General features: G+C 40.2%; 22 protein-coding genes and 1 riboswitch. Of the genes, 10 read left to right on the top strand and 12 right to left on the bottom strand.

The features are described 5' to 3' along the window. The first annotated feature begins 79 nt into the window (after positions 1 to 79). The 3 genes from uvrA to QQK09_RS10060 are packed head-to-tail and all read left to right on the top strand — an operon-like array spanning position 80 to position 5,340. Positions 80 to 2,911 carry an excinuclease ABC subunit UvrA gene (gene uvrA / locus QQK09_RS10070; RefSeq protein ID WP_284204005.1) on the top strand — a complete coding sequence of 944 codons (2,832 nt, stop codon included), beginning with the start codon at positions 80 to 82 and terminating at the stop codon, positions 2,909 to 2,911. A gap of 49 nt (positions 2,912 to 2,960) precedes the next feature. Then, positions 2,961 to 4,697 (top strand): PglL family O-oligosaccharyltransferase, encoded by a 1,737-nt coding sequence (locus tag QQK09_RS10065; RefSeq protein WP_284204004.1) that lies wholly within the window; start codon positions 2,961 to 2,963, stop codon positions 4,695 to 4,697. Positions 4,698 to 4,701: 4 nt separating this feature from the next. Further along, positions 4,702 to 5,340, top strand: a complete 639-nt coding sequence (locus QQK09_RS10060; RefSeq protein ID WP_284204003.1) for a lytic transglycosylase domain-containing protein — start codon at positions 4,702 to 4,704, stop codon at positions 5,338 to 5,340. A gap of 163 nt (positions 5,341 to 5,503) precedes the next feature. Here the strand turns inward: QQK09_RS10060 and QQK09_RS10055 are convergent, their stop codons facing one another. The 9 genes from QQK09_RS10055 to QQK09_RS10015 form a co-directional block, all read right to left on the bottom strand. After that, entirely contained in the window at positions 5,504 to 6,385 is an 882-nt protein-coding gene (locus tag QQK09_RS10055) for an IS982 family transposase (RefSeq protein WP_284204002.1), read from the bottom strand. 106 nt (positions 6,386 to 6,491) lie between these two features. Continuing rightward, a complete protein-coding gene (locus QQK09_RS10050; protein ID WP_284204001.1) occupies positions 6,492 to 6,890 on the bottom strand; it encodes an RNA-binding S4 domain-containing protein in 399 nt (132 codons plus the stop codon). Positions 6,891 to 6,988: 98 nt separating this feature from the next. Then, on the bottom strand, positions 6,989 to 8,107 hold the full coding sequence (gene thiH / locus QQK09_RS10045; protein ID WP_284204000.1) for a 2-iminoacetate synthase ThiH: 1,119 nt from the start codon (positions 8,105 to 8,107) through the stop codon (positions 6,989 to 6,991). A 166-nt stretch (positions 8,108 to 8,273) separates the two neighbouring features. Then, positions 8,274 to 9,077 (bottom strand): thiazole synthase, encoded by an 804-nt coding sequence (locus tag QQK09_RS10040; protein ID WP_284203999.1) that lies wholly within the window; start codon positions 9,075 to 9,077, stop codon positions 8,274 to 8,276. Positions 9,078 to 9,081: 4 nt separating this feature from the next. Then, complete coding sequence (gene thiS / locus QQK09_RS10035; protein ID WP_284203998.1) at positions 9,082 to 9,282, bottom strand: sulfur carrier protein ThiS; 201 nt, start codon at positions 9,280 to 9,282, stop codon at positions 9,082 to 9,084. Next, positions 9,279 to 10,031 (bottom strand): HesA/MoeB/ThiF family protein, encoded by a 753-nt coding sequence (locus QQK09_RS10030; RefSeq protein ID WP_284203997.1) that lies wholly within the window; start codon positions 10,029 to 10,031, stop codon positions 9,279 to 9,281. Before QQK09_RS10030 ends, thiS begins: the two co-directional genes overlap by 4 nt. Positions 10,032 to 10,040: 9 nt before the next feature. Beyond that, positions 10,041 to 11,549: a thiamine phosphate synthase gene (thiE, locus tag QQK09_RS10025; RefSeq protein WP_284203996.1), complete on the bottom strand. Its 1,509-nt coding sequence runs from the start codon at positions 11,547 to 11,549 to the stop codon at positions 10,041 to 10,043. A 117-nt stretch (positions 11,550 to 11,666) separates the two neighbouring features. Then, the gene (gene thiC, locus QQK09_RS10020) at positions 11,667 to 13,649 is read right to left on the bottom strand and encodes a phosphomethylpyrimidine synthase ThiC (RefSeq protein WP_284203995.1); all 1,983 of its coding nucleotides are present in this window, start codon (positions 13,647 to 13,649) and stop codon (positions 11,667 to 11,669) included. 83 nt (positions 13,650 to 13,732) lie between these two features. After that, positions 13,733 to 13,835, bottom strand: a riboswitch (TPP riboswitch). Positions 13,836 to 13,948: 113 nt separating this feature from the next. Beyond that, positions 13,949 to 15,253 carry a MipA/OmpV family protein gene (locus QQK09_RS10015; RefSeq protein WP_284203994.1) on the bottom strand — a complete coding sequence of 435 codons (1,305 nt, stop codon included), beginning with the start codon at positions 15,251 to 15,253 and terminating at the stop codon, positions 13,949 to 13,951. A 165-nt stretch (positions 15,254 to 15,418) separates the two neighbouring features. On the opposite strand from QQK09_RS10015, the gene QQK09_RS10010 reads away from it, so the two are divergent. From QQK09_RS10010 to QQK09_RS09985, 6 genes are all read left to right on the top strand, one after another. Beyond that, positions 15,419 to 17,212, top strand: coding sequence for an assimilatory sulfite reductase (NADPH) flavoprotein subunit (locus QQK09_RS10010; protein ID WP_284203993.1), 1,794 nt, complete (start codon positions 15,419 to 15,421; stop codon positions 17,210 to 17,212). Beyond that, positions 17,212 to 18,915 (top strand): assimilatory sulfite reductase (NADPH) hemoprotein subunit, encoded by a 1,704-nt coding sequence (gene cysI / locus QQK09_RS10005; protein WP_284203992.1) that lies wholly within the window; start codon positions 17,212 to 17,214, stop codon positions 18,913 to 18,915. The genes QQK09_RS10010 and cysI overlap by 1 nt, the downstream gene beginning before the upstream one ends. After that, entirely contained in the window at positions 18,908 to 19,672 is a 765-nt protein-coding gene (locus QQK09_RS10000; RefSeq protein ID WP_284203991.1) for a phosphoadenylyl-sulfate reductase, read from the top strand. The genes cysI and QQK09_RS10000 overlap by 8 nt, the downstream gene beginning before the upstream one ends. A gap of 124 nt (positions 19,673 to 19,796) precedes the next feature. Further along, positions 19,797 to 20,450 carry a tetratricopeptide repeat protein gene (locus QQK09_RS09995; protein WP_284203990.1) on the top strand — a complete coding sequence of 218 codons (654 nt, stop codon included), beginning with the start codon at positions 19,797 to 19,799 and terminating at the stop codon, positions 20,448 to 20,450. A gap of 747 nt (positions 20,451 to 21,197) precedes the next feature. Beyond that, positions 21,198 to 21,884, top strand: coding sequence for an oligogalacturonate-specific porin KdgM family protein (locus QQK09_RS09990; protein ID WP_284203989.1), 687 nt, complete (start codon positions 21,198 to 21,200; stop codon positions 21,882 to 21,884). Between the two features lie 128 nt (positions 21,885 to 22,012). Next, positions 22,013 to 22,531, top strand: a complete 519-nt coding sequence (locus QQK09_RS09985) for a hypothetical protein (RefSeq protein WP_284203988.1) — start codon at positions 22,013 to 22,015, stop codon at positions 22,529 to 22,531. Here the strand turns inward: QQK09_RS09985 and mobB are convergent. Further along, complete coding sequence (mobB, locus tag QQK09_RS09980; RefSeq protein ID WP_284203987.1) at positions 22,518 to 23,060, bottom strand: molybdopterin-guanine dinucleotide biosynthesis protein B; 543 nt, start codon at positions 23,058 to 23,060, stop codon at positions 22,518 to 22,520. The two genes, QQK09_RS09985 and mobB, sit on opposite strands and share 14 nt — an antisense overlap. A gap of 75 nt (positions 23,061 to 23,135) precedes the next feature. On the opposite strand from mobB, the gene QQK09_RS09975 reads away from it, so the two are divergent. Continuing rightward, positions 23,136 to 23,771 carry a LysE family translocator gene (locus tag QQK09_RS09975; protein WP_284203986.1) on the top strand — a complete coding sequence of 212 codons (636 nt, stop codon included), beginning with the start codon at positions 23,136 to 23,138 and terminating at the stop codon, positions 23,769 to 23,771. A gap of 57 nt (positions 23,772 to 23,828) precedes the next feature. Here the strand turns inward: QQK09_RS09975 and QQK09_RS09970 are convergent, their stop codons facing one another. Both QQK09_RS09970 and QQK09_RS09965 read right to left on the bottom strand, forming a co-directional pair. Further along, the gene (locus QQK09_RS09970; protein ID WP_284203985.1) at positions 23,829 to 24,737 is read right to left on the bottom strand and encodes an aldo/keto reductase; all 909 of its coding nucleotides are present in this window, start codon (positions 24,735 to 24,737) and stop codon (positions 23,829 to 23,831) included. Positions 24,738 to 24,951: 214 nt separating this feature from the next. Continuing rightward, on the bottom strand, positions 24,952 to 25,368 hold the full coding sequence (locus QQK09_RS09965; RefSeq protein WP_284203984.1) for a c-type cytochrome: 417 nt from the start codon (positions 25,366 to 25,368) through the stop codon (positions 24,952 to 24,954). Between the last annotated feature and the right edge of the window lie 68 nt (positions 25,369 to 25,436).

Genomic DNA, 25,436 nt, shown 5'->3' with positions numbered 1-25,436 from the left:
CTGCATAGAAAGAGACATTGAGCAGAGCCTTTCTATTCATGTATACTGGTTTAATTAACAGTGTTATTAGGTGATAAAAATGGACAATATTGAAATTCGTGGTGCAAAAACGCACAACCTGAAAAATATCGATCTAACCATTCCAAGGGATAAGTTGGTCGTTATCACCGGGCTTTCTGGCTCAGGTAAGTCTTCACTTGCCTTTGATACACTTTATGCAGAGGGTCAGCGACGTTATGTTGAATCACTTTCCGCTTATGCTCGTCAATTTTTATCACTGATGGAAAAACCCGATGTAGAACATATTGAAGGGTTATCACCCGCTATCTCAATCGAACAAAAGTCGACATCGCATAATCCACGTTCAACCGTTGGTACGATCACTGAAATATACGATTACCTGCGTTTATTATTCGCACGTATTGGTGATCCCCGCTGTCCAACACACGATATCACTCTTAACGCTCAAACTGTCAGCCAGATGGTTGATGCGATTCTAGAAAACCCTGAAGGCAGCAAAATGATGCTGCTAGCACCAATTGTCAAAGAGCGTAAAGGTGAACACGTTAAAACCTTTGAAAGCCTTGCCGCACAAGGTTTTTTACGCGCTAGAATCGATGGGGACATTTGCGATCTTAGCGATCCACCTACATTAGAATTACATAAAAAACACACTATTGAAGTCGTCGTCGATCGTTTTAAAGTACGTGATGATCTTAAGCAGCGTTTAGCCGAGTCGGTAGAAACAACGCTTAATTTAAGTAACGGCACTGCTATTGTTGCGTTTATGGATGGTGATAGCCAACCAGAGCAGCAATTCTCAGCTAATTTCGCCTGCCCTCAGTGTGGTTACAGCATAAGTGAATTAGAGCCACGTATCTTCTCGTTTAATAACCCAGCGGGTGCCTGCGAAACCTGTGATGGTTTAGGCATAGAACAATACTTTGACCCGAAGCTTGCAGTGACAGATAAAAGACTTTGCCTTGCCGATGGTGCAATTGCAGGTTGGAGTGCTAAATCAAACTATTACTTCCAACTATTAAGCGCAGTCGCAGACCATTATGGCTTCTCTGTTTTCACCCCTTTTTCAGAACTCAGTAAAAAGCATCAAAAACTAGTGCTTCAAGGTAGTGGTAACGAAAAGATCTCCTTTGTCTATTTTAATGATCGCGGCGATAGCATGACCCGTTCACATGCCTTTGAAGGGGTTATTCCTAATCGTGCCCGTCGCTACAAAGAGACGGACTCAAGCGCAATGCGCGAATACCTTGAAAAATATATGAACCGCCAGCCTTGTACTAGCTGCCATGGTTCACGTCTGAAGCAATCGTCACGTCACGTTTTTGTTAACGATGTAAACATGCCGCATATATCTCAACTCTCAATTGCTGAAGCAGAAACATTTTTCAAGAATATAAAACTTGAAGGGCAAAAAGCCCAAATCGCAGAAAAAATATTAAAAGAGATCTTAGAAAGATTAAGCTTTTTAGTAAATGTCGGACTTAACTACCTCAGTTTAGAGCGCAGTGCAGAAACCCTTTCTGGCGGTGAAGCACAGCGTATTCGTTTAGCGAGCCAAATCGGAGCGGGGTTAATGGGGGTCATGTATGTACTTGATGAACCTTCAATTGGTTTGCATCAGCGCGATAATGAGCGCTTACTTAAAACCTTAACTCACCTGCGTGATTTAGGTAATACCGTGATTGTGGTTGAACACGATGAAGACGCGATCCGACAAGCTGATCATATTATTGATATCGGCCCTGGTGCGGGCATTCATGGTGGAGAGGTGATTGCTCAAGGTAACTACAAAAAAATCCTTAAAGCCAAAAACTCACTGACGGCAGATTACTTAAGTGGACGTAAAGCAATTGAAATCCCCGCTGAGCGCACTAAACTGACCGACAAATGGTTGAAACTCGAAGAAGCCACGGGCAACAATTTAAAAGCAGTGACCCTAGAGATACCAATCGGCGTGCTTACCTGTGTTACTGGCGTGTCTGGTTCAGGTAAATCAACACTGATTAACGATACGTTATTTCCATTGGCACAAACGAAACTCAATAAAGCGACCACCAATACCGCTTCACCCTACAAAAAGATGAGTGGTTTATCGCATCTTGATAAAGTGGTTGATATCAATCAAAGCCCGATTGGTCGTACACCTAGGTCTAATCCAGCGACCTACACCGGTATTTTCACGCCGATCCGTGAACTGTTTGCAGCAACGCCAGAATCACGAGCACGCGGTTATAAACCAGGACGATTTAGTTTTAATGTTAAAGGGGGACGCTGTGAAGCCTGTCAGGGTGATGGCGTGATAAAAGTGGAGATGCACTTCCTACCCGACGTTTATGTTCCCTGTGATACCTGTAAAGGGCAGCGCTATAACCGTGAGACCCTCTCGGTAAAATACAAAGGTAAAAATATCCATGAAACATTGGATATGACCGTAGAAGATGCGTTTAAGTTTTTTGAAGTGGTACCGTCTATTGCACGCAAGTTAAAAACCTTAATGGATGTAGGACTCTCCTATATTCGTCTTGGACAAGCTGCAACGACCCTTTCTGGTGGTGAAGCGCAACGTGTTAAGCTAGCAAAAGAATTATCAAAACGTGATACAGGTAAAACCCTGTATATTCTTGATGAGCCAACAACAGGTTTACACTTTCATGATATTGCTCAGTTACTTAAAGTCATTCATACTCTGCGCGACCACGGAAATACTATCGTTATCATTGAACACAATTTAGACGTGATTAAAACCGCGGACTGGATTGTTGACCTAGGTCCAGAGGGTGGCAACGGAGGTGGTGAGATAATCGCAACCGGTCGACCAGAAGAAGTGGTAAAAGTAAAAGGCAGCTATACGGGCCAGTTCCTAAAACCAATGTTAGCGAAAGCAAAATAAAAATATAACAACAATCGTCAGAGAGCAGATACCTCCCTGACGATATAAAATGGAATTAAAAATTAGAATGGATATTCAACAAAAGCTAAACCGCGCTTTTTTAATCACCTTTGCACTTTTAATGGGGTTAGGGGCACACTACTTTCAGCATAACCAAGGAGGCAGTGGTTTAGAATTAGCGCAGAACAACGTTGTATGGATATTCTTCTCTATCTTGATCGGTTTAGGTTTATGGAAAATAACTGAAGCTAAAAAAATATTCTATTCTCGATTGACCATTGTTTTTTTAATCGCTTGCATCCTATTTTTCATTCCTGTTTTTTACCCCAACAATGTTTTAGCTGAACAAAGCTATACCCGTTTAATGGGCTTATTTGCTGGATTCTTACTGTTTGTTAGCCTACAACAAATGCGTTTTAGCGCTACGTTTGTGCAGCGTCTGTTGTTACTGATTGTGCTAGCGGGCTTCCTACAAGCTTGTTACAGCCTGATGCAAGACTACCTGTTACCAGCCAACAATATTTTTGGTTACAATGTAGGTTATGGTCGCCCCTATGGGATATTCCAACAACCTAATGTACTCGCCTCTTTCATGGCAACCACACTTATTTTAGCAGGCTATTTACTACAAAAAATAGCGTGTAAAAGAACACAAGTTTTCTTGCTATTAACAGTACTATTGAATATGTGGGTACTCACAGTAACAGTATCAAGGACGGGATATTTAGGCTTAATTATTGCTTTAGTTCTACTCACTCCTTGGGCATGGGCACAAAATAAAAAACGCTTTATGGTGTTTATTTTAACCCTATTAGTCGCTATTGGAGTTGCTTCATTAAAGGACGGAGCACTTGAAGCTCGAAATAACAACTTTGAACAAAGCAACATAGCCAGAGTAACAATGGTTGTGCACACATGGAGCATGATAAAATCACACCCACTACTCGGCTATGGGTACGGTAGCTTTGAGAAAAATTATCTGCTTACTTATTCAAAAAAAGTTGAAAAAGAAGAGTCTCCGGCCACTAATCAGTACTTAACCCACCCTCATAACGATACGCTTTTTTGGCTAGTTGAAGGCGGCATTGTCCCACTACTCGCTATATTCTTTTTAATCATTAGCTTCTTAACTATGTTAAAAGCCTTAAAACTAAACCATGCATTGGCGTTATTGGCATTAATCGCACCAATTGCGTTACATATACAAACCGAATACCCGTTATACCATTCCGCACTGCACTGGTTAGTCTTAATCGTACTAGTTTATTACATCAATAGTGAATCGGAGCCATTACAAGCACAAACATTTCGCCTCACTTTTGCGTTACGCATATTCGCGTTATTGATTCCTTTCATTACCACTATTTTTATGGTTTCTAATCTTTATACGATCTCTAAAATAACGACCTACGAGCGCACTAAAAACCCTGATATTAAGTTATTAATGGATATTGTTAATCCTCTGGTATTTCAAGATAGGTTTGATTTTCATCTCAGTCATTTCCGCTTAGCGATTGCAGTGCAAACCAATAATCAACAAGAGCTTGAAGAAGTTATTAATTGGACAGAAAAAGCGCTAGAAAAAACACCAAAGTCATTCTTTTATGTGATCCTATACCTCGCATATAAGCACAATAACCAAATAGAAAAAGCACAGCAGCTACTCGACTATGCTCGCTACCTCTATCCAAAAGATAAACAACTGGCTAATATTGATAAGCAACCCGCATCACAAGCGGCACAAACGATTAGTAAAGCACAATCCACCGCTCAGCCATCGGATTAAACTAATGCATCAAATATCTGCGCATATCGTCATTGTCTTTCTGCTACTAAGCTTAGCCTTAGTGAGCAAGGGTTGGGCAGATATTTATATGTATATCGATAGTGATGGTAATCATCACTTTGCCGAACGCAGGGTAAATAAAGACTACAGCCTGTTATTACGTAGCGACAGTAATAAAATACCGGCTACGTTTAAAAACTGGAAAGAGAAAAGTTATAATAATATTGCAGTCCCACGTAATAAAGTGCTGCAAAATAGATATCACCCGCTTATCGTTAATGCGGCTCAAAAATACCAATTAGAGCCTGAGTTCTTACATGCGGTCATTACTGCAGAATCTAGCTATCAACGTGAAGCAGTATCCAGCGCAGGTGCACAAGGGTTAATGCAACTAATGCCAGTAACCGCAGAACGGTTTGGCGTGGATGACCCTTTTGATCCCAAACAAAGCATCAATGCAGGTGCACTTTATCTTAATAAGTTGCTTAAAGAATTCAAAACTAAACAACTAGCATTAGCAGCTTACAATGCAGGGGAAGGAACGGTTAGACGTTATAATAGGAAGATCCCTCCTTTTCCTGAAACACAAAAATATGTAGAAAAGGTGATGGGATTTTATTGGCATTACAAAGCAAATATGTGAAGGCATAGTCTTCAGGTCAAAGATAGAATCAAAAGTTAATGCAAGTTATTAGCCACTGTTAAAATGATAATACCAACCCAGCTATCAAGCTATGCAGTAGACATAATAAAAAAATGACTGAATAACTTTACTTAACCTGAGATCTGGATAAGAAACGATATTTTTAAGCTGCCATCATTTCCAATTCACTGTTTGCTAATCTAATACGTGGCTTTTGTTTTTTTAAGCAATAAGCCACTATGCCAGAAATAACATTAAGCATAAAACCAGTCGCACTGCGATGGCGACTGTGTTCTATCTGAGAGATGTTTTTCAATTGATCATTTACTGTTTCTATTATGTATCTCTTTGATAACATGGCTCTATCGAAAGCGGATATCACTTTCGCTTTCATATTTTTTCGTACTGTTGTCACCAAGTCAATATCCGACTCTTTCAATGTTTCACTCAACTTTTTTCCTATGTAACCCTTATCTGCATATAACTTACCAGTTAGGTTTTTACATAAATCTGGTATAGGTGTTCGGTCATTTGTGTTACCAGGGCTGATATTCAAAGCAATAATTTCACCATTATGATTAATTAATAGGTGAAGTTTAAAGCCAAAAAACCAACCCATCGTTCCCTTTCCACGCTTAGCGCTATCAGCAAAAACTCGATGTCGTGGAATTCTAATATTGTGGCATACCTTAAGACTCGTGGAATCAACGAACGCGATACCTGTTGGCTCACCTTTAACGGTTTGAAAATAAGCACACATTGGCACAATAAGCTCAGACATTGTGTTGATGAAGCGGGTATAGCTGAGTAGTTCTGGAAAGTATTCAGACCAATACTGTCGTACTAAACCAATATAGAAGTTCTTGAAATCTCTATGATTTGATTGATGAAATGCAATTACAATTGTCATACGTTCACTGATTGACATTTTAGAGCTACGTATCCGTTTACGTGTTCCGTTTGAAAGTAATTGAGCTTCCCATTTTGGTAAAAATTGATGACAAAAATCATCGACATCACAAAATATATCCACTAAGTTATTCATATGCCCACCTTGTTTGTGCTTCAAATCATTCTTGGTCGAAAGATCTGATCACTAGGTGGGCATTTAGTTCAATTTTTTACTAAATTTTATCCAGAACTCAGGTTACTTAAAAACTAATTGCTCTTCTTGGTTTCTTACCTTTGGGTTTCTTTTGTTGTGGCTCTGATGCTGCTTTTGGCGATTCCTGGTATTGATCCTGTTGGTATTCACTTTCTTGCAAACCGACTTGATCTAACTCATCCTGCTCAACTATTTCATAATCGCCCGCTTCGCCGACAATCGCGATTTGTAGATATTGCTCATTAAAATAGATAAGATCCCCTGCGTAGATTTTCTTACGCTTTTGCGTTTCAACTTCACCATTTAGGGAGACATAGCCTTCTGAAATAGCGAGTTTTGCTTCACCACCACCAGAGACTAGGTTGGCGATTTTTAATATTTTATATAATGCAGTGGGTTCTTCGCGGATCTCCACGAGGGTTGCATAGATCTCTTCTTCAGACATATCTGTTCCTGTTTAATACAAATTTTCTAGCTAGCCTCTTTATACTTAGATCAAGCATAAAAGGCTATTAAATAAATGTAATAACAATACCTAAAATATTACGCGCCCGTTAAGCTATGATCCCAGTCCTTCCAAACAACTTCATAACCCTGTGATTTAACCAGTTCTGCCATCTGTGCAGGAGAGCGATCGTCACTTATCTCAAACTGCTCCAGTGCCTCTGTTGCTGTTTCCGCATAACCACCAGGTTGCGTGCTTGAACCCGCGCTTAATGTGGTGATGCCAAGCGGTAATACATTATTTCTAAAATGCTCTGATTCACGTGTTGAGAGCGATAACTCGACCTCAGGGTTAAACAAGCGATACGCACAAATAAGCTGCACTAGTTGCTTATCATCCATCACCGATTTTATCTCCATGCCACCAGCACAGGGGCGGAGACGGGGAAATGAGATGGTATAACGGCTTTGCCAGTATTTTTTCTCTAAATAACTTAGGTGTGCTGCTACGTAAAAACAGTCGGTACGCCACTCTTCAAGACCAATTAAACAACCTAAACCCATTTTATGAATACCCGCTTCCCCCAAACGATCATGGGTATCTAAGCGATATTTGAAATCGGACTTTTTACCTTTCAGGTGATGCTCTGCATAGGTCACAGGGTGATAGGTTTCTTGATAAACCAATACCGAGTCAACGCCATACTCAATCAGTTCTCGATACTCATCTTCATCTAATGGTTGTACTTCAATGGTAATATGAGAAAAATGTTTTTTAATGATTGGCAGTGCTTGTTTGAAATAGTCCACGCCCACTTTACGTTCAGACTCCCCCGTCACTAACAATATATGCTCAAAGCCCATCTTTTTAATCGCTAAGCATTCTGCCTCTATCTCTTGTGTATCTAATGTTTTTCGACGTAGTGCGTTATGCATTGAGAAACCACAATAGGTGCAGATATTACTGCACATATTCGAAAGATATAGCGGGATATAAAACTGCTGTGTTTTACCAAAACGTTGTAGAGTCAGTTGCTGAGATTTTTGTGCCATCTGCTCTAAAAAGGGTTCCGCAGCAGGTGAAACCAACGCTTTAAAATCGTCAAGATCTAAACGTGATTTAGCTAACGCGCGTTGTACATCCTGTGCTGTTTTACTATAAATAGAGAGGCGTACATCATCCCATTGATAGTTTTTAATCTGTTCACTAAAAGTCATGTAAATCCTGATGAGATAATGATTAAGGATCGGCTTCATAATTACTTGCGATTAGGCTTTTAAAATAGCCGGTCATTTAAGGCTTTTTGAAAAAATTTATCGCAAGTTATTTTATAACGATTTCTAAATTAACTTTTCGTATAAAGCTATTAGCTTTCTAGCCGCTTTAACCAGCTTCTAAAAATGCAGTTAATGGGCTTGAGGCAACGGCGACTTGGCTTTGTCCGCCTAGCCCTGCTAAATAAGCTTCGCGTCCCGCTTCTACAGCTTTAGCAAAAGCACGACTCATCGCAACAGGATCACCAGCAACCGCCATTGCAGTGTTTACTAATACCGCATCTGCCCCCATCTCCATCGCAAGTGCCGCATGTGAAGGTGCGCCAAGACCTGCATCAACAATAACAGGTACGTTAGCTTGCTCGATGATAATCTCTAAAAATTCAGCGGTTTTAATACCTTTGTTAGAGCCAATCGGCGCGCCTAATGGCATAACAGCCGCACAACCTGCAGATTCTAAATGTTTACATAAAACCGGATCCGCATGTACGTAAGGTAAGACAACAAAACCTAGGTTAGCTAAGGTTTCAGCTGCTTTTAATGTTTCAATCGGATCGGGCAGAAGATATTTCGGATCAGGGTGGATCTCCAGTTTAACCCAGTTAGTTTGCAGCGCTTCACGTGCTAACTGTGCAGCAAATACTGCTTCTTTGGCGTTACGTGCACCCGAGGTATTAGGCAATAAATTCATACCGCTTTTAATCAGTGGCGCGAGAATATCATCCTCTTTGCTTTGCATATCGATACGTTTCAGCGCCATGGTCACAAGTTCAGAGTTTGAGGCTTGCAGTGCCGCGACCATGGTTGCTTGGTCGTTAAATTTTCCAGTACCAGTAAAAAGACGTGATGAAAATGCTTTTCCTGCGATTATTAATTGATCGTTATTCATTTTATTAATTATTTTATTGTCCATTGAACTAACCGCCTGCAATTGCTTGAAATAGAGAGACTTGGTCGTTCTCTTGAAGTTTGTAATTAGCCCATTCACTGCGGCTAATTATTTTCTGATTAACAGCAATTGCACTGCCTTTTAAAGGGCTATCTAAAAAGGTTAGTAACTGTTCGATATTAGCTTGCTGATCAAGTTCGATAGGCTGTTCATTTACGTTTATTTTCACTTTGGATTTCCACATACGCTACATTGGGCATCTTTATTAATCGCAAAGGTTTGCCACTCTAAAGTTTTGCCATCAAATAGCTTTAATTTATTTTTAATGCCAGAGGGTAAACCAGTAATATGTTTAATTGCCTCTAACGCTTGCATGGTACCGATTGTGCCTACCACGGGACCAATCACACCTGAATTGCTACAATTTAACGCTTGCTCATCTTCATTAGGAAATAAACAGTGGTAACAAGCAGAGTCTTCCTGACTGTGGTCAAAGAACATCAATTGCCCTTCAAAACGGATAGCAGCCCCCACAATTAAAGGGACTTTTGCATCGACGCAGGCGCTATTGATCATCTGACGACTAGCCATATTATCGGTGCAATCAAGGACTAGATTAACCATCATCAACTCCATTAATAACTGCTCTTTAGTCATTTCGGTGTTAATGCTACGGACGCGAACTTCAGGGTTAATCTGCTGCATTCTTTGTTTCATCAATGCAACTTTATCACCGCCAATATCAGCGGTGTTATAAGCAATCTGTCGTTGTAAATTACTCACTTCTAAACAATCAAAATCTGCAATCACCATCGAGCCAACACCTGCCGCCGCTAAATAAAGCGCCGCAGGTGAGCCAAGCCCACCCATGCCGATAATTAATACTTTGCCATTTTTAAGATCTTTCTGTCCTAACTCACCCACATCTTCTAATAAAAGATGGCGGCTATAACGTAACATTTCAGCATCGGTTAACATGGCAGTTCCTTATTTAATTATTTGATTAAATTCATCGATCACAGATTGATAATCATCAGCTAGCGTAATCGCAGTCACCACAGCAATACTACCTACACCGGTTTTATAAACCTCGGGAGCACGTTGTAAATTAATGCCGCCAATCGCAACGGTAGGAGTGTCAGATAACAGCGCGGCATATTTACCTAAACGTTCTAAACCTTGTGGATCACTCGGCATATCTTTGGTTTGTGTTTCAAAAATATGCCCTAGTGCGATATAACTCGGTTTTAACTGCTTAGCGCGTAATATCTCATAATAGCCGTGTGTACTCAGTCCCAAGCGTAACCCCGCATCAGCGATCAAACCTAAGTCGGCAACATCCATATCTTCTTGACCAAGATGCACACCATATGCCTGATGCTTGATTGCAAGTTGCCAGTAATCGTTAATAAACATGCGCGCATCATATTTTTTTCCTAATGCAATCGCATCAATGATCTGCTGTTCCACTTGTTCTGGCTGTTTATCTTTAATACGCAACTGTAATGTTTTCACACCACTTTTAAGTACTTTTTCAAGCCACTCAACGGTATCTAATACTGGGTATAACCCAAGTTTTAGGGTATCGCAACTAACAAACCCAGGACCTGCCTCTAAAGTACCCTGAAGATCTAATTCATAACCCACTTTTGACTCTGGCAGCACCACTTCAGGAAAGTCACGATTATTGTTCGGCCAACCTAGATGAGCAATAGATCCCTCACCTTTGCCTAGCTGTTTTGAAGCTTTTAAACCTTGATTCAAATAGGCTTTAGCAATCACTAACGCATCTTCAATAAAGTAGTTTTGCGCCATTGTTGCTGCAATCGCACTGGCTAATGTGCAACCTGTGCCATGGGAGTGTACGTTTTCTAAACGTGGGCTTGTGAGTGCAATCTCACGCTCACCATCATAGTAATAATCGATACATTGATCTTCTAAGAATGGCAGATGCCCACCTTTAATCAATACGCTTTTACAACCCATCTCTATCAGCTTTTCAGTCGCGCCTTTTAATGACTCCCCACTGATTAACATATGCCCAGAAAGCGTGAACACCTCTTTTGCGTTAGGTGTTAATAGGTCAACAACCGGTAATAGTTGGGTTTTGATGATCTCATTAATGCCATCTTCACTCATCTCGTCACCCGTTGACGCTACCGCCACCGGATCATAGATAACAAAAGGGGCAACATCCCAATTAGCTTTATAATCAGCCAACTTTTCGGCGATAATTTTTACATGTTCAATACTCGCGATCAGACCTATTTTAATGATCTTAGCGGGCATATCACTCGCCAGTGCATCAAGTTGTGCGATCAACATTTTATCGGAAACACTTTCCACTAAATCTACTGCAACCGAGTTTTGCGCGGTCACGGCACTGATCACACTACAACCATCAGCGCCTAACGCTTTAATCGTATGTAAGTCAGCCTGAATACCCGCACCCGCGCTTGAATCAGAACTCGCAATTGTCCAAACAATATTGTTCATTATTAACCTTTTAAAAAAGCTATCAGCGGTTAGCTGTCAGCGTTCAGTAAGGATCTTTTTAAGATCCTAGTATTTGACTTTAACTGACAGCTGAAGACTAATAGCTGACAGCTGTATTTATGCTTTATCGAGTACCGGCGGCTGGTAGATTTCTGCGCCGGAGTCGTTAAACTCTTGTGCTTTAGCCGCCATACCTTGCTCTGCGGTCATGGTGATCGTTTCATCTAAGATCTTAATTGAGATCTCACCAGAATCGAGTTTATCACTGAAATCTCGCACATCTTGGGTGATCTTCATTGAACAGAACTTAGGGCCACACATTGAACAAAAATGCGCAACCTTACCTGATTCCTGCGGCAGTGTTTCATCATGATATTCACGCGCAGTAACGGGATCTAATCCTAGATTAAATTGATCTTCCCAACGAAATTCAAAACGAGATTTAGATAAGGCGTTATCACGAATTTGCGCACCAGGATGCCCTTTTGCTAAATCTGCCGCATGTGCTGCAATTTTATAGGTAATTAATCCAACTTTTACATCATCTTTGTTTGGCAGACCTAAATGCTCTTTAGGCGTTACATAACAAAGCATGGCACACCCGTACCAACCGATTTGGGCGGCACCAATGCCTGATGTAATATGATCGTAACCCGGTGCGATATCCGTTGTTAATGGACCTAATGTGTAGAAAGGAGCTTCAAAACATTCTGTTAACTGCTTATCCATATTTTCTTTGATCATCTGCATTGGTACATGACCAGGCCCTTCAATAATCACTTGCACATCATATTCCCAAGCAACCTGAGTTAACTCACCTAATACTTCTAACTCTGAGAATTGTGCTTCATCATTTGCATCAGCAACTGAACCCGGACGTAAGCCGTCACCTAGTGATAACGCTACATCATACTGCTGACAAATTTCACAGATTTCACGGAAGTATTCATAAGCAAAATTCTCTTTATGGTAAGTCAGGCACCATTTCGCCATGATTGAACCACCACGCGAAACAATACCCGTGACACGTTTAGCCGTCATCGGCACAAAACGTAACAGAACGCCGGCATGAATCGTAAAGTAATCCACACCTTGCTCTGCTTGTTCGATTAACGTATCGCGGAATACCTCCCAAGTTAAGTCTTCAACCACACCATTTACTTTTTCTAATGCTTGGTAAATTGGCACCGTCCCGATCGGCACTGGCGAGTTACGCATGATCCACTCACGGGTTTCATGAATATTACGCCCTGTGGAAAGATCCATTACCGTATCGCCGCCCCATAGAGTTGACCACACCAATTTTTCAACCTCTTCTTCGATTGAAGATGAAACAGAGGAGTTACCGATATTAGAGTTCACTTTCACTAAAAAGTTACGACCAATAATCATTGGCTCTAATTCAGGATGGTTAATGTTTGATGGGATAATCGCACGACCACAAGCGACTTCTGAACGAACAAACTCAGGCGTGATCGATTCCTGTAAGTTTGCACCGTAGCTTTGTCCTGCATGTTGAAAATGTAATGCTTCACACTTAATGCGCTCACGACCTTGGTTTTCACGGATTGCGATGTATTCCATTTCTGGCGTGATAATACCCTGACGCGCGTAATGCATTTGCGTCACACATTTACCATTTTTAGCGCGTAACGGCTTAGGTAAGTTTGCAAAACGTAACTCATCTAATGAATCATCAGCTAGACGCTGTTGTGCAAAGTCGGACGTTACACTATCTAATGTTTCAACATCATCACGTGCACCGATCCAAGCAGCACGTAAACGGGGTAAACCTGCATGCACATCAATTTTAGTATTTGGATCCGTATAAGGGCCAGAGGTATCGTAAACAGGGATTGGTTCATTTTTCTCATAAACAGGATTTTCTTCAGACCCACCAACAAAGGTATCGGTCTGATGAATTTGGCGCATCGCTACTTTGATTGGATGGATTTCACCATCAAGGAAGATTTTTTCAGAGTTTGGGTAAGACTCGTTATTCAAATTTTGAATATAGTCTTGTGCGGCTTTACGCGATTCACGACGAGATAGACCTTTACGATCGGTAGTTTTTAATGTTGAGTTTACTTCTTGAGACATAGCAATCTTTACCTTATTCCATTAATAGGTTGTAAAAAAGAGTGCTTGTCGAATTGTGTGGAAAGTTAAAAACATCGAGGATAAGATATTTTTTGCTTGTTCCCTACGTAGGTTTTAGCCTAATCAGGTTCCACGGATCCCATAATAAAATGGTCTCAGCCCATAAGGGCACTCCGACAAGATGCGAGCAGTATAGAAGAAAATGAGACCAAGTTAAAGCTGCATTAAAACTATACAGCTGATTAAACTGCTTTTTATTAAAAGAGTTAAGCTAAAATAATGATGCTCAAGTCATCGCATTAAAAATGCCACTGTAGATAGATAGTATTGTAATTACTGCCACCTTTACTACGTCCAAACATTGAACTGCTTTCAAAAATAGCAGAGCGATGATGTATAGAATAACCTAACCACAACTTGTTTAAAGATTGATTATTAAAAACATCTCCGACATTAATATCCAAGGTAAAATCTAAATAATTAAGAATTTTACTACCCGGGTTATCAGGGTCATCATTTTGTTCAATATAAGTAACATCTGAAACATAAGAGAGTCCCTCTGCAAAACCAAAGCGCCATCGTACCGGCCATGTAAAGGTATAATAAGCTTTAATCGCTAAAACATATTCAGTAATCGGATCCTGCACTTCGGAGTTAAAGTGATAAGCAAAGCCTGGAGTAAGGTAAAACTCGATCGGTAAACCAAAGATCGATTCTGATAGTGGGATTCCATAAAAAATTGACGTTAGCCGATTGTTATATTCGTCTTTTTCGGTATTGCCGTGAATAATACCATTAAGATTCGAGGGAGTTGCCCAGCCATAAGCGAGTCGAAGATAATGATTTTCAGGTAGGGTTAAGGTCTCTTGCGTTTTTTTATCATTAAAGAAACCAAAACCAAGATAATATTCAGTTTCAAAACGCGAATCGACCAAATCACTTTGATAAGTATCATTACCGAGCACATTAACGTTCATCTCACCAAGTAGATAAAGATTACTAAATAGATGGTAGCGCGCCTCTGCACCAAATTTCACATCCAAATCGCTGCCAATATTATCTCGCCCAAATCCATAATAAAGATCATTAAAGCCACTGCTTTTATAGCGAAAAGTACTGACGAGGTCGATATCCCAACTGTTATGGTCAATTTGATAACGTAGATTAGCATTAGCGTAACTATTGCCCCCTTCGTCAGAAAGTAACTCTATTTGTAGGGGGAAATTAGGCTGAAACAGATACTCAAACTGTAACCCCATATCAATATTGGTGCCCTTAAATTGACGCTGGTATTGCTTCGGAATATCAAAATAGCGATAGCGACCTAATAGGCTAAGATTATATTTTTCCCGACCTAAAAAACGTAAACCGCCATATTCTCCACGCAAAAAACCATATTCGCCCTCGTAATACATCTTAGGGACAAAATCACTAACACTGCTATCTTCTGCAACGCCATAAGGGATAGACGCAGTGCGGACGCCGACTGCAATTCCCCAATCAGGCACGGGCTCAGACCAAGATTGTGACTTGTTTTGATCTGTTTTTGATTCAGCAAAAACAGAGAGAGGCAGTAAAAAGAATAATAGATACAAAAGGTTCATATAGGATCCTTACAGAGAAGGTTTAATTATACGATATAGGTCACTAAAAACAGATAAATTTTCTCTTAATTCTTTTTTGTTATAAAAAATCCTATTTTGTTCTTTTATTGTTATAAATGTGAGGAGTAGACTGCACCCATCTTTTGTAATAGTGGAAACAGTTTCATGGCATTAACGAATCTTTCGGCATTAACTTCGCCATTATCTGAGTTGCAGTTATCACAACTGCAACAAGCGATGGCAGGACTTGACCCAATGCAAACCGCATGGGTAAGTGGTTATTTAGCTGGCGCAAGCCAAGCACCGATTAGCGCGCAAGCGACTGTGAGCTCAGGACAGAGCTTAACAATTTTATACGGCACACAAACAGGCAACTCAAAAGGTGTTGCTGAACAACTAGGCGCTGCTGCTGATGCAAAAGGCATTGCACACCGCGTTGTTTCCATGGCTGATTACAAAGTTAAGAGTATTAAAGATGAAAGCTATTTAATTGTTGTTGCCAGCACTAATGGTGAAGGTGAAGCACCCGATGACGCGATCGACCTACATGAATTTTTAGCCACTAAAAAAGCGCCTAAATTAGATTCACTTAAGTTTGCTGTATTGGGTCTTGGTGATTCAAGCTATGAGTTTTTCTGCCAAACAGGTAAAGACTTTGATCAACGTCTGAGTGCATTAGGTGCAAGCGCTTTTGTTGAACGCTTAGATGCCGATGTCGATTACGATCAAGTAACTGGCGCATGGATTGAAAGTGCCCTTTCTGAAGTTGACAAAACCATTGAAAAAGGTGGCGTAGCAAGCGCACCTGCGGCTCAAACCTTACAAGCGACTTCAGCGAACAAATACGACAAACAAAATCCATTCGCAGCAAGCTTACTAGTTAGTCAAAAAATCACTGGTGAACAATCAGCTAAAGATGTTCGCCATATCGAAATTGATTTAGAAGGCTCAGATTTAACCTACACAGCGGGTGATGCACTAGGTGTTTGGTTTAAAAATGATGACGCCCTTGTTGCTCAACTCATTGCTAAATTGAATCTAGATGCAAGTACAGAAGTCACGGTCGATGATAAAACGGTATCGTTAAGCGATGCGTTAATTGAATACTACGAATTAACTGGCACACACCCAGCATTTGTTGAAGGTTACGCAACATTAACCAACAATACGCAACTACTTGCTTTAGCAGAAGATAAAAACGCGCTGCGTGATTTTGCTAATAATCATCAGATAATCGATGTGATCAGCGAAGCAGGTAACGATGCAGTCACGGTTGAGAACTTCCTTGCGTTGCTACGTCGCATTAGCCCACGTTTATACTCTATCGCTTCTAGCCAAACAGAAGTAGAAGAGGAAGTTCATTTAACGATAGGTTCGGTTTTATTCGAAACAGAATCGGGAGAGAAACGTTCTGGTGGTGCATCAGGCTTCTTAAATCATCGCCTAGCAGAAGGCGCTGAAGTTAATGTATTTATCGAAGATAACCATAACTTCCGCCTACCTGCTAACCCAGAAACACCAATTATCATGATTGGTCCTGGCACAGGTATTGCTCCGTTCCGCTCATTTATGCAAGAGCGTGAAGCGACTGATGCAACGGGTAAAAACTGGTTACTATTTGGCGATCAAACTTTCAACGAAGACTTCCTATACCAAGTTGAATGGCAGACGCATCTGAAATCAGGCCTATTAACTAAATTAGACCTTGCTTTCTCTCGTGACCAAGCACAAAAAATCTATGTACAAGATCGCTTAAAAGAGAACGCGGTTGACGTTTACCAATGGTTACAAGACGGCGCCCACTTCTATGTATGTGGTGATGCAAATCGCATGGCAAAAGATGTACACACAGCACTTATCGAAATTATCAGCGAACAGGGCAACAAGAGCCTTGATGACGCAGAACAAGAATTAAATGAACTACGTAAAGCAAAACGTTACCAAAGGGATGTTTACTAATGAGCCAGAAATTACACGATAACGAACGCATTAAAATTGAAAGTAATTTTCTTCGCGGTAAATTAGTTGAAGGTCTTAACGATACCACCACTGGTTCGTTTCCTTCCGATGAAGTACAACTGGTTAAATTCCATGGTTTATACCAACAGGATGACCGTGACCGTCGCGCAGAACGTAAAAAACAAAAACTAGAGCCACTGTATTCGTTTCTATTACGTGCACGTTTACCAGGCGGTGTGTTAACACCACAACAATGGTTAGAAGTTGACCGTGTTGCCAGTGAACTGACTGATGCAGGTAGTATTCGTATTACCACGCGTCAAACATTCCAATACCACGGTATTTTCAAGCGCAACCTTAAGTCAGTATTCCAAGAGCTTAAGTTTAAAGCCAATATTGATGCGATCTTCACTGCGGGTGATGTTAACCGTAATACGATCTGTACCTCTAACCCTGAGCAATCGGTATTACATACTGAAATTTATGAACTTTCTAAAGCGATTAGCGAACACTTTTTACCAAAAAGTAATGCTTATGCAGAAATTTGGTTAGACGGTGAAAAAGTCTTAGATACGCAAGAAAATGAGCCAATTTACCAAAACATTTTCTTACCGCGTAAGTTTAAGATCGCAGTAGCATTGCCACCGTATAACGATGTTGATATTCATGCTAACGACCTTAACTTCATCGCTATTATTGATGGTGAAGGTGATGATGCAAAAATCACTGGTTACAACGTCGTCGTTGGCGCAGGCCTTGGTATGACCCATGGTGATAAAACTACATTCCCACGTTTAGGTGATGATTTTGGTTTTATTCCTGTTGATAAAGTAATGGAAATTGCTGAAGCAGTCGTAACCACACAGCGTGACCTTGGTGGTCGTGTAAGTCGTTCTCATGCGCGTACTAAATACACGCTAGAAACACACGGTATTGAAACGTTTAAAAAAGAAGTTGAAAAACGTTCTGGCGTAACATTCGCAGCACCAGGTGAATATGAATTCACTGAACGTGGCGATCGTATTGGCTGGGTAAAAGGTATTGATAACAAATGGCACCTTACGGTATTCATTGAAAATGGTCGTATCTTAGACTTTGATGGCAAACCACTAAAATCGGGTCTAAACAAGATTGCTAAAGTACATACGGGTACGTTCCGCATGACAGCAAACCAAAACTTAGTGATTGCTGAAATTGAAGAATCACAGAAAGATATCATTGAAAAAATGGCGCGAGAGTGTGGCTTGATTGATGACGGAACGACAGACCAACGTAAATACTCAATGGCCTGTGTTGCATTGCCAACCTGTCCATTAGCAATGGCAGAAGCAGAGCGTTACCTACCTGCGCTAACAGATGATGTTGAAGGCTTGCTAGAAAAACATGGTATTGCAAAAGATAAAATTATTTTACGTATTACTGGTTGTCCAAATGGCTGTGGTCGTTCAATGCTCGCTGAAATTGGTTTAATCGGTAAAGCACCGGGTCGTTACAACCTTTATTTAGGCGGTAATACCAACGGGACACGTTTACCAAAAATGTACCAAGAGAACATCGATGAAGCGACGATTGTTGCAACATTAGATGACCTAATCGGACGTTGGGCAAAAGAGCGTAATGAAGAAGAGTGCTTCGGTGACTTCACTATCAGAGCGGGTATTGTAAAAGAAGTTGTTATCGCAGCTAAGGATTTCCATGACTAAAAAACTCGATCTACAGCATCTATTAAGCTTAGATAAAGCGCAACGCATTGAGGCGCTTGCTGAAGTTAACGCTTTACTTGAGCCGAAGACAGCTATTGATCGTGTGAAATGGGCTGTTGAGAATCTTGAAAGTGAACTGGTTTTATCATCTAGCTTTGGCATTCAGGCTGCTGTCTGTTTGCACTTAGTGACATCGGTAAAAGCTGATACACCAATTATCCTGACAGATACAGGTTACCTTTTTCCGGAAACTTATCAATTTATCGATAAGTTAACTGAACAGCTTAACTTGAATCTAAAAATTTACCGCTCAGAGCAATCTAGTGCGTGGCAAGAAGCGCGTTACGGTAAACTTTGGGAGCAAGGACTAGACGGCTTAACCCAATACAACTTAATTAACAAAGTTGAACCGATGAAACGTGCTTTAAAAGAGTTGAATGCTAAAACATGGTTCTCTGGTTTACGACGCGATCAATCTTCAACACGTGGTGCACTACCGGTTTTAAGTATCCAAAATGGCTGCTTTAAATTTCTACCGATTATTGATTGGAGTAATAAAGATGTATTTTATTACCTTAAAGAAAATGGTCTTGATTACCATCCTTTATGGGATGAAGGTTATGTATCCGTTGGTGATGTGCAGACATCAAGCCCGTTAGAGTTAGGTATGAGTGAAGAAGATACACGCTTCTTTGGACTCAAACGAGAGTGTGGTTTGCATGAAGAGCAAACAGAAGATCAAGGTAGTGGTATTTAATCCTTATTCGAGCCTTTAATATTCTAGCCTTTGTATTCTGCAAGGGCTTTTTTTTAACTAAATTTTCAAGAATTATTTTTATGCGCCGATATAGGTTACATCCCCCTCTACAAAGGTAAATATTATGAGATATAGGCCAATAGTATTAATGTTGATGTTTGCTTATTGCTCATCTTTACTCGCGAGTAATAGCATTGCCAGTATTTATAATGATTATTACGGCAACTATGAAGTAGTACAGCTTTATACCCAGGATGAGTTAAATACATTGATCAATAAAAACAAACACTTACAGCGAGTAAGGAAAGATGAATGCCAACTCGTTGAAGATATCCAAGCACATGCGCTAAAAATTAAAGAGCCCTCTTATGTGTTTCTATGGGGCGATATGCTGGCATGGGGCGTATGTGTGGATCGCGATGCTTCATTAGGAATTCACTATATTAAAGAATCAGCAAAGCAGGGATTATTGCCCGCTATTGAGCAACTTGGTCGTTATTATGAAAAGGGAATTTTAGTACATCAAAATAAAGAGCGTGCCATTATTTATTATCGAGAAGCCGCATTACAAGGCTTTTTGAATGCACAAATCAATTATGTACAGATGCTTAATCAAGGATATGGAAGCCCTTTGGACTACGAACAAGCCTATAGTGCACTTTTTCACAGCGTCATTAGCGACAAAAAAACACAGCAAAAAGCAACAAAATTACTATCTCTTTTAGCAAATAAGATGCCAGAGAACATTTTAAAAAGAGCAAGAGTTGAAGCTATTTGAGCTAACAAACATCATAAAATTGAACCGTAAAGACAAGGTCACCGCAAAATCACAATAACAAAACAAAAACATTTGTAATTTTGATGAAATAGATAAAGCAAAATAGAGATATCGATCACAATACTAAAAATCATATCGAGCAAGAGCTTTCATTTTATCTGAGGCTGCACTAGCTAAAAAACCAACTCCTCTCATATAAATTTGAGATCAATATTCATATACCTCCTTAGTAATAGAGGAGAACCCTATAAAAACCCACTCATTTAAAACATTCAAAATACAAATACCACCTCTTGAGTGAAATAACAACAAAAACAAAAGGCAATACTTTTCAACGACTTGAGAGAAACACCACCCCATCTACCTAGAATATTCCCATAGTAATCACAATAAGTGCCACGATGAAAAGCAATAGCGACAGAGTTGATTACAAGTCATTAATAACCACCGCGTCAGTGACATTTAATTCACCATAAACGTCAATTATCAGTCTAAAAAGTGTATTTTTTTTCAATCTAAAATAACTTGATTGATGTGAATAAATTCCTCTATAGTGCTCTCAAATTAAATCGGTAGGAAATAAACCGGTGGATGCTTGATTAATATTCTTTGTAATAAATAGACCAGAAAATGGCAAGACAAAGAAGCTTCATGGAATTGAAAAAACAATTAACAGCGCCTCGCTAACATGGAGTAAGTGAAAATTATTTAGGATTTGACACTTTATTAATACTAAGGCTCAACACTATGAAAAAATTATCTTTAGCAGTAGCATGTTCATCTCTTCTTCTTTCTCCTATTGCATTCTCAGAAGAAGCTGAAGTTCCAGAAGGTCTTTTAGGTACTTCTTACATTACAGGTAACCTACAACGCCACGACTCAAACATGCACGGTTCTAGCATGACGTCTACGCTTGAAGCAGGTCATACTTTTACTACTGGCACGACATTATTAGTAGAGTTTGATGGCATTCAAGTAGGTGATTTGAAAACAGATGAGAATGCACCTGCATATATAACATTAGGTGCAGAACAAGCATTCAATGTAACAAATGACTTCTGGGTAGCAGTTGGTTACCACTACTTATCAGCAAACGGCAATGCGGTTCAGCATCGCCCACTATTCAAACTTGGTTACAACTTTGATAACGGTATCTCTATCTCTAACCGTACTCGCTTCCATATTGATGCTGTTGATAACAACGATGATACTCGTATGGATAATGCAATTGCTTATGCAATCCCAAGCCAACCTATTGCTGTGAAATACAACAACGTTTACATGATCGACAGTGAAGCGATGGATCACGAGTTACGCGCTACTTGGACACGTGCTGGTGTTCAACCATACGTTGAGTACCGCAGCCAAGGCAACAATGTTGATAATCAAGATGCAAACAACGCATTCGTTATCGGTGCTTCTTACGCTTTCTAAGTTAAAGAAAACGTAATATCGCTAAACCCAAGCCTCTGCTTGGGTTTTTTTTTGCCTTTAAAAAATACATGATCAATTTATGAGCTAATCTTTCAATACATATAGTACTAATTAAAAGAGGTAATACCATGCTTAAACTGCTCACTTTGATACTACTAATGAGCATCAGCTTTATTAGTTACGCCGCAGAAGCAACGATAACTGCTGGCACAACCATCAAAACACGTTTGGCAGAGCCGATTGATAGCCGAGTGCGTTCAACAGGTTACCGATTTAGGATCACTGTCGATTCGGATATAGAGAGACAGGGAAAGGTAATCATCAAAGCGGGCTCTAAAGCACAAGCCATGATTACTCATATGCAAAAATCGGGTAAAGGGTTAGCGCCACCTGCAATCGTTGTGGCGTTAGCTACACTGACAATCAATAACCGACGCATCAATGTCGAGAGCTTTCAAACTGCGGGAAAAGGCACCAGCAGCGAACGAAAAGAGATTGGCGAGATCGATGAGAACGAAAACTTAGTGATTGGCAAACGCGGAGAACAGATAACCACAACGATCCCGGTGATCACCAAGGGATATGATCTAATGCTGAACGAAGGTACGGTTATCTATTTTATTTTAAAAGAGCCTATTGTACTTTAGTTGCAGACTCATCTAAGTAATTGAAAACAAACTCACTAAGCTGCTTAAGATTATTCAGATCCAACTGAGGCAGATGACAATCAGCTTGTTTCTGATCAGATGCGAGCGCAATAATTGATGTATCGCTTTTAAACAGGTACGGCTTGTTTAATCCACTACGGTGTAACTCGATTTTATTAAAGGTCTCATCGCGATAGCCTTCTACCAGCACAAGATCTAAGCTTTCTGTATTTAATAAGCGTAACTGCTCAATCAGTTTTTTATCCTGCTGCTGTCCATATTCATGAAACAACACTGCGCGCTCCGTCCCCGCTAACAACAGTTGGCAAGCACCCGCTTTACGCAATCTATAACTATCTTTCCCCGGTTTATCCAACTCAATATTATGGTGACTGTGTTTGACCACGGCAATGTTTAGCCCTTGAGCAATTAAGATGGGAATTAACTGCTCTAATAGGGTTGTTTTCCCTGTGCCGCTGTAAGCAGCAAAACCGAGTAATGGGATAGGAAAGTTTTTTAATTGAGACATCATTTAACCTTATGAAAAAAGTGCTTTATACGTTATTGTCGCGTGCTTATAGTCTTTACGAAAAGGTAAAAAAGAGTGCAATACCTACATGAATTTTTAATGTTAACCCTAATTCACCTTCTTGCGGTGATGAGTCCGGGTCCTGATTTTGCTGTTGTGGTACGTCAAAGTATCAGCTTTGATAGAAAAACAGCTTTAATCACTAGCTTAGGTATCGGTGCCGGTATCGGTGTACATATGCTTTACACCCTCTTTGGGCTTGGTTTTATTATCACTCAGTCAAAGATTGGTTTTTTAATCGCACAATTAGTGGGTATTTGCTACTTAAGCTTTTTAGCGTTTAACCTGATAAGAAGTAAACCTCAATCGAGTGATGGCAATGAAATAGCGCTTGATAATAACCCTCGTCACCATAAAAAAGCATTTATGCTTGGTTTGATGACCAATGTATTAAACCCTAAAGCAACACTGTTCTTTTTAGCAATATTTACTACCGTAGTTAGCTTAACAACCCCATTTTACGTACAGACTATCTATGCCGTATGGATCATATTCACCACTGTGTTGTGGTTCTCTCTGGTCTCTTTTTTCTTTTCGCAGAAAAGTATCCGCGCTAAATTTGTCAAACATGGCTATATTTTTGAACGCGTGATGGGCTCTGTGTTATTGCTGTTTGCGATAAAATTAATCTGGGGATTAATTTACACCTAACAACGAGTTTCAGGTGACGGGCTTAGTTCGCTATTCGAGCGCTAAGCCAGTCTACTGTTATGCCACACCATGCCCTTTAGAAGCAGTCCAAATACGATACCACTGCTCAGTATTCATCTGTAGTTCAAGCGCTCCAAGTGTCTCTTTGACACGCTCTATTTTACCCGAGCCAATCAATGCAACGGCATTCGCCGGATGTTTTAATACCCAAGCAAAAATAACCTGCTCAATTGAAGTCGCCCCTAACTCTATTTGCAATTCAATTAAGGTACCGCGTAAACGTCTGGCTTGTTCTGTGTCGGAAGAAAAAAGGCTACCGCCCGCTAAACATGACCATGCCATTGGGCGAATACGCAAGCGTTGCAACTGATCCGTTGTGCCATCTTCTAACACATCAAAATTGATTGGGTTAATTTCAACTTGGTTGGTCATTAATGGTTCATCTAACCGAGATTGCAGTAACTCAAACTGTGAAGCACTAAAATTAGAAACACCAAAATGTTTTACTTTCCCACTCGCTTTTAACTGCGCAAAGGTTTCAGCAACCACATCCACATCCATTAAAAAGTCAGGGCGGTGTACTAGAAGCGCATCTAACTGCTCAATACCAAGGCGCTTTAACGAGTTTTCTGTCGAAGAGATAATCAGAGAGCGGCTGCTATCGTAATGAGAAACACGCTTTTCACCAATAGCCTCAGGAATACCATTAATACCAAATTTTGAAACGATCTGAATCTGTTCACGCATAGCAGGATCTAACGCTAATGCCTCACCAAAAAGTTGCTCACTATCACCATAAATAGCCGCGTTATCAACCGTTGATATACCTAATTCAACATGTTGCTTTAGAAAGGTTAAGCGCTCTTGTGGGCTCATTTTCCAAGCACCTAAGCGCCAGTAGCCTTGCACTAATTGAGAAAACTCTGGCCCCTGTGGTGCCATTAATACTTTTTGTACTTTACTCATAGAAACTCCTAAAGAAAAAACGACTTAACACGATTAAATGTTATAGCACTTAATAGAAATTATCTCATTCATCGATCTCTTTTATAATAATAGATAGCGATGAACCACCATCAATAAGCCCTGAACAATTTTATGCACAACGGTATTAGTAACTACATTTACCCATAAAAAAACCACCCGTAGGTGGTTTAGCTTTTCACATCAATATTGTTAACTATAAACCTTGCGTTAAATACTCAACGGTTGCAATTATTTCGTCATCACTACAGTCCATACAAGTACCTCTTGCTGGCATCACGCCATTAAAGCCTTCGATAGCATGTTTCACAAGTGTATCTTTTCCTTGCGCCATACGAGGTTTCCAAGCGGCAGCATCACCTTTAATAGGAGCCCCTGCTGCGCCAGTTGCATGACAGGCAACACAATAAGTATTATAAACTTTTTCCCCTGAACGAGGACCAGCGGGTACATCTGATTCGCTTTTAGTACTTGCCGTAGCAATTTGCCCATCTAAGTACACATCACCTACTGGTGCGATGCGCGCTTCAATATCTTGATCAGCAAAAACACTTGCAGTAAATAGACTAGCGGTTAAACCAATAACAAGGGTGATACATTTAATAAGCTGCACAGTAAACTCCATTTATAATAAGTAATATGATGAATTTTAGTAATGACTCAGCGGTCACTGTTTAAACG

The organism is Psychromonas marina (assembly GCF_030161115.1).
GTDB lineage: Bacteria > Pseudomonadota > Gammaproteobacteria > Enterobacterales > Psychromonadaceae > Psychromonas > Psychromonas marina.
Note: the sequence above shows the minus strand (reverse complement) of the source record. Positions and strands in the feature narration are given on the sequence as shown.

Coding starts and splice junctions, on each gene's coding strand:
- QQK09_RS10050 (WP_284204001.1), bottom strand. CDS start 6,890: ATGTCTGAAGAAGAGATCTATGCAACCCTCGTGGAGATCCGCGAAGAA.
- uvrA (WP_284204005.1), top strand. CDS start 80: ATGGACAATATTGAAATTCGTGGTGCAAAAACGCACAACCTGAAAAAT.
- QQK09_RS10040 (WP_284203999.1), bottom strand. CDS start 9,077: ATGGACAATAAAATAATTAATAAAATGAATAACGATCAATTAATAATC.
- QQK09_RS10055 (WP_284204002.1), bottom strand. CDS start 6,385: ATGAATAACTTAGTGGATATATTTTGTGATGTCGATGATTTTTGTCAT.
- cysI (WP_284203992.1), top strand. CDS start 17,212: ATGAGCCAGAAATTACACGATAACGAACGCATTAAAATTGAAAGTAAT.
- QQK09_RS10065 (WP_284204004.1), top strand. CDS start 2,961: ATGGAATTAAAAATTAGAATGGATATTCAACAAAAGCTAAACCGCGCT.
- QQK09_RS09970 (WP_284203985.1), bottom strand. CDS start 24,737: ATGAGTAAAGTACAAAAAGTATTAATGGCACCACAGGGGCCAGAGTTT.
- QQK09_RS10030 (WP_284203997.1), bottom strand. CDS start 10,031: ATGTTAACCGATGCTGAAATGTTACGTTATAGCCGCCATCTTTTATTA.
- QQK09_RS09990 (WP_284203989.1), top strand. CDS start 21,198: ATGAAAAAATTATCTTTAGCAGTAGCATGTTCATCTCTTCTTCTTTCT.
- mobB (WP_284203987.1), bottom strand. CDS start 23,060: ATGTCTCAATTAAAAAACTTTCCTATCCCATTACTCGGTTTTGCTGCT.
- thiH (WP_284204000.1), bottom strand. CDS start 8,107: ATGACTTTTAGTGAACAGATTAAAAACTATCAATGGGATGATGTACGC.
- thiE (WP_284203996.1), bottom strand. CDS start 11,549: ATGAACAATATTGTTTGGACAATTGCGAGTTCTGATTCAAGCGCGGGT.
- QQK09_RS10010 (WP_284203993.1), top strand. CDS start 15,419: ATGGCATTAACGAATCTTTCGGCATTAACTTCGCCATTATCTGAGTTG.
- QQK09_RS10015 (WP_284203994.1), bottom strand. CDS start 15,253: ATGAACCTTTTGTATCTATTATTCTTTTTACTGCCTCTCTCTGTTTTT.
- thiC (WP_284203995.1), bottom strand. CDS start 13,649: ATGTCTCAAGAAGTAAACTCAACATTAAAAACTACCGATCGTAAAGGT.
- QQK09_RS09985 (WP_284203988.1), top strand. CDS start 22,013: ATGCTTAAACTGCTCACTTTGATACTACTAATGAGCATCAGCTTTATT.
- QQK09_RS10060 (WP_284204003.1), top strand. CDS start 4,702: ATGCATCAAATATCTGCGCATATCGTCATTGTCTTTCTGCTACTAAGC.
- QQK09_RS10000 (WP_284203991.1), top strand. CDS start 18,908: ATGACTAAAAAACTCGATCTACAGCATCTATTAAGCTTAGATAAAGCG.
- QQK09_RS09995 (WP_284203990.1), top strand. CDS start 19,797: ATGAGATATAGGCCAATAGTATTAATGTTGATGTTTGCTTATTGCTCA.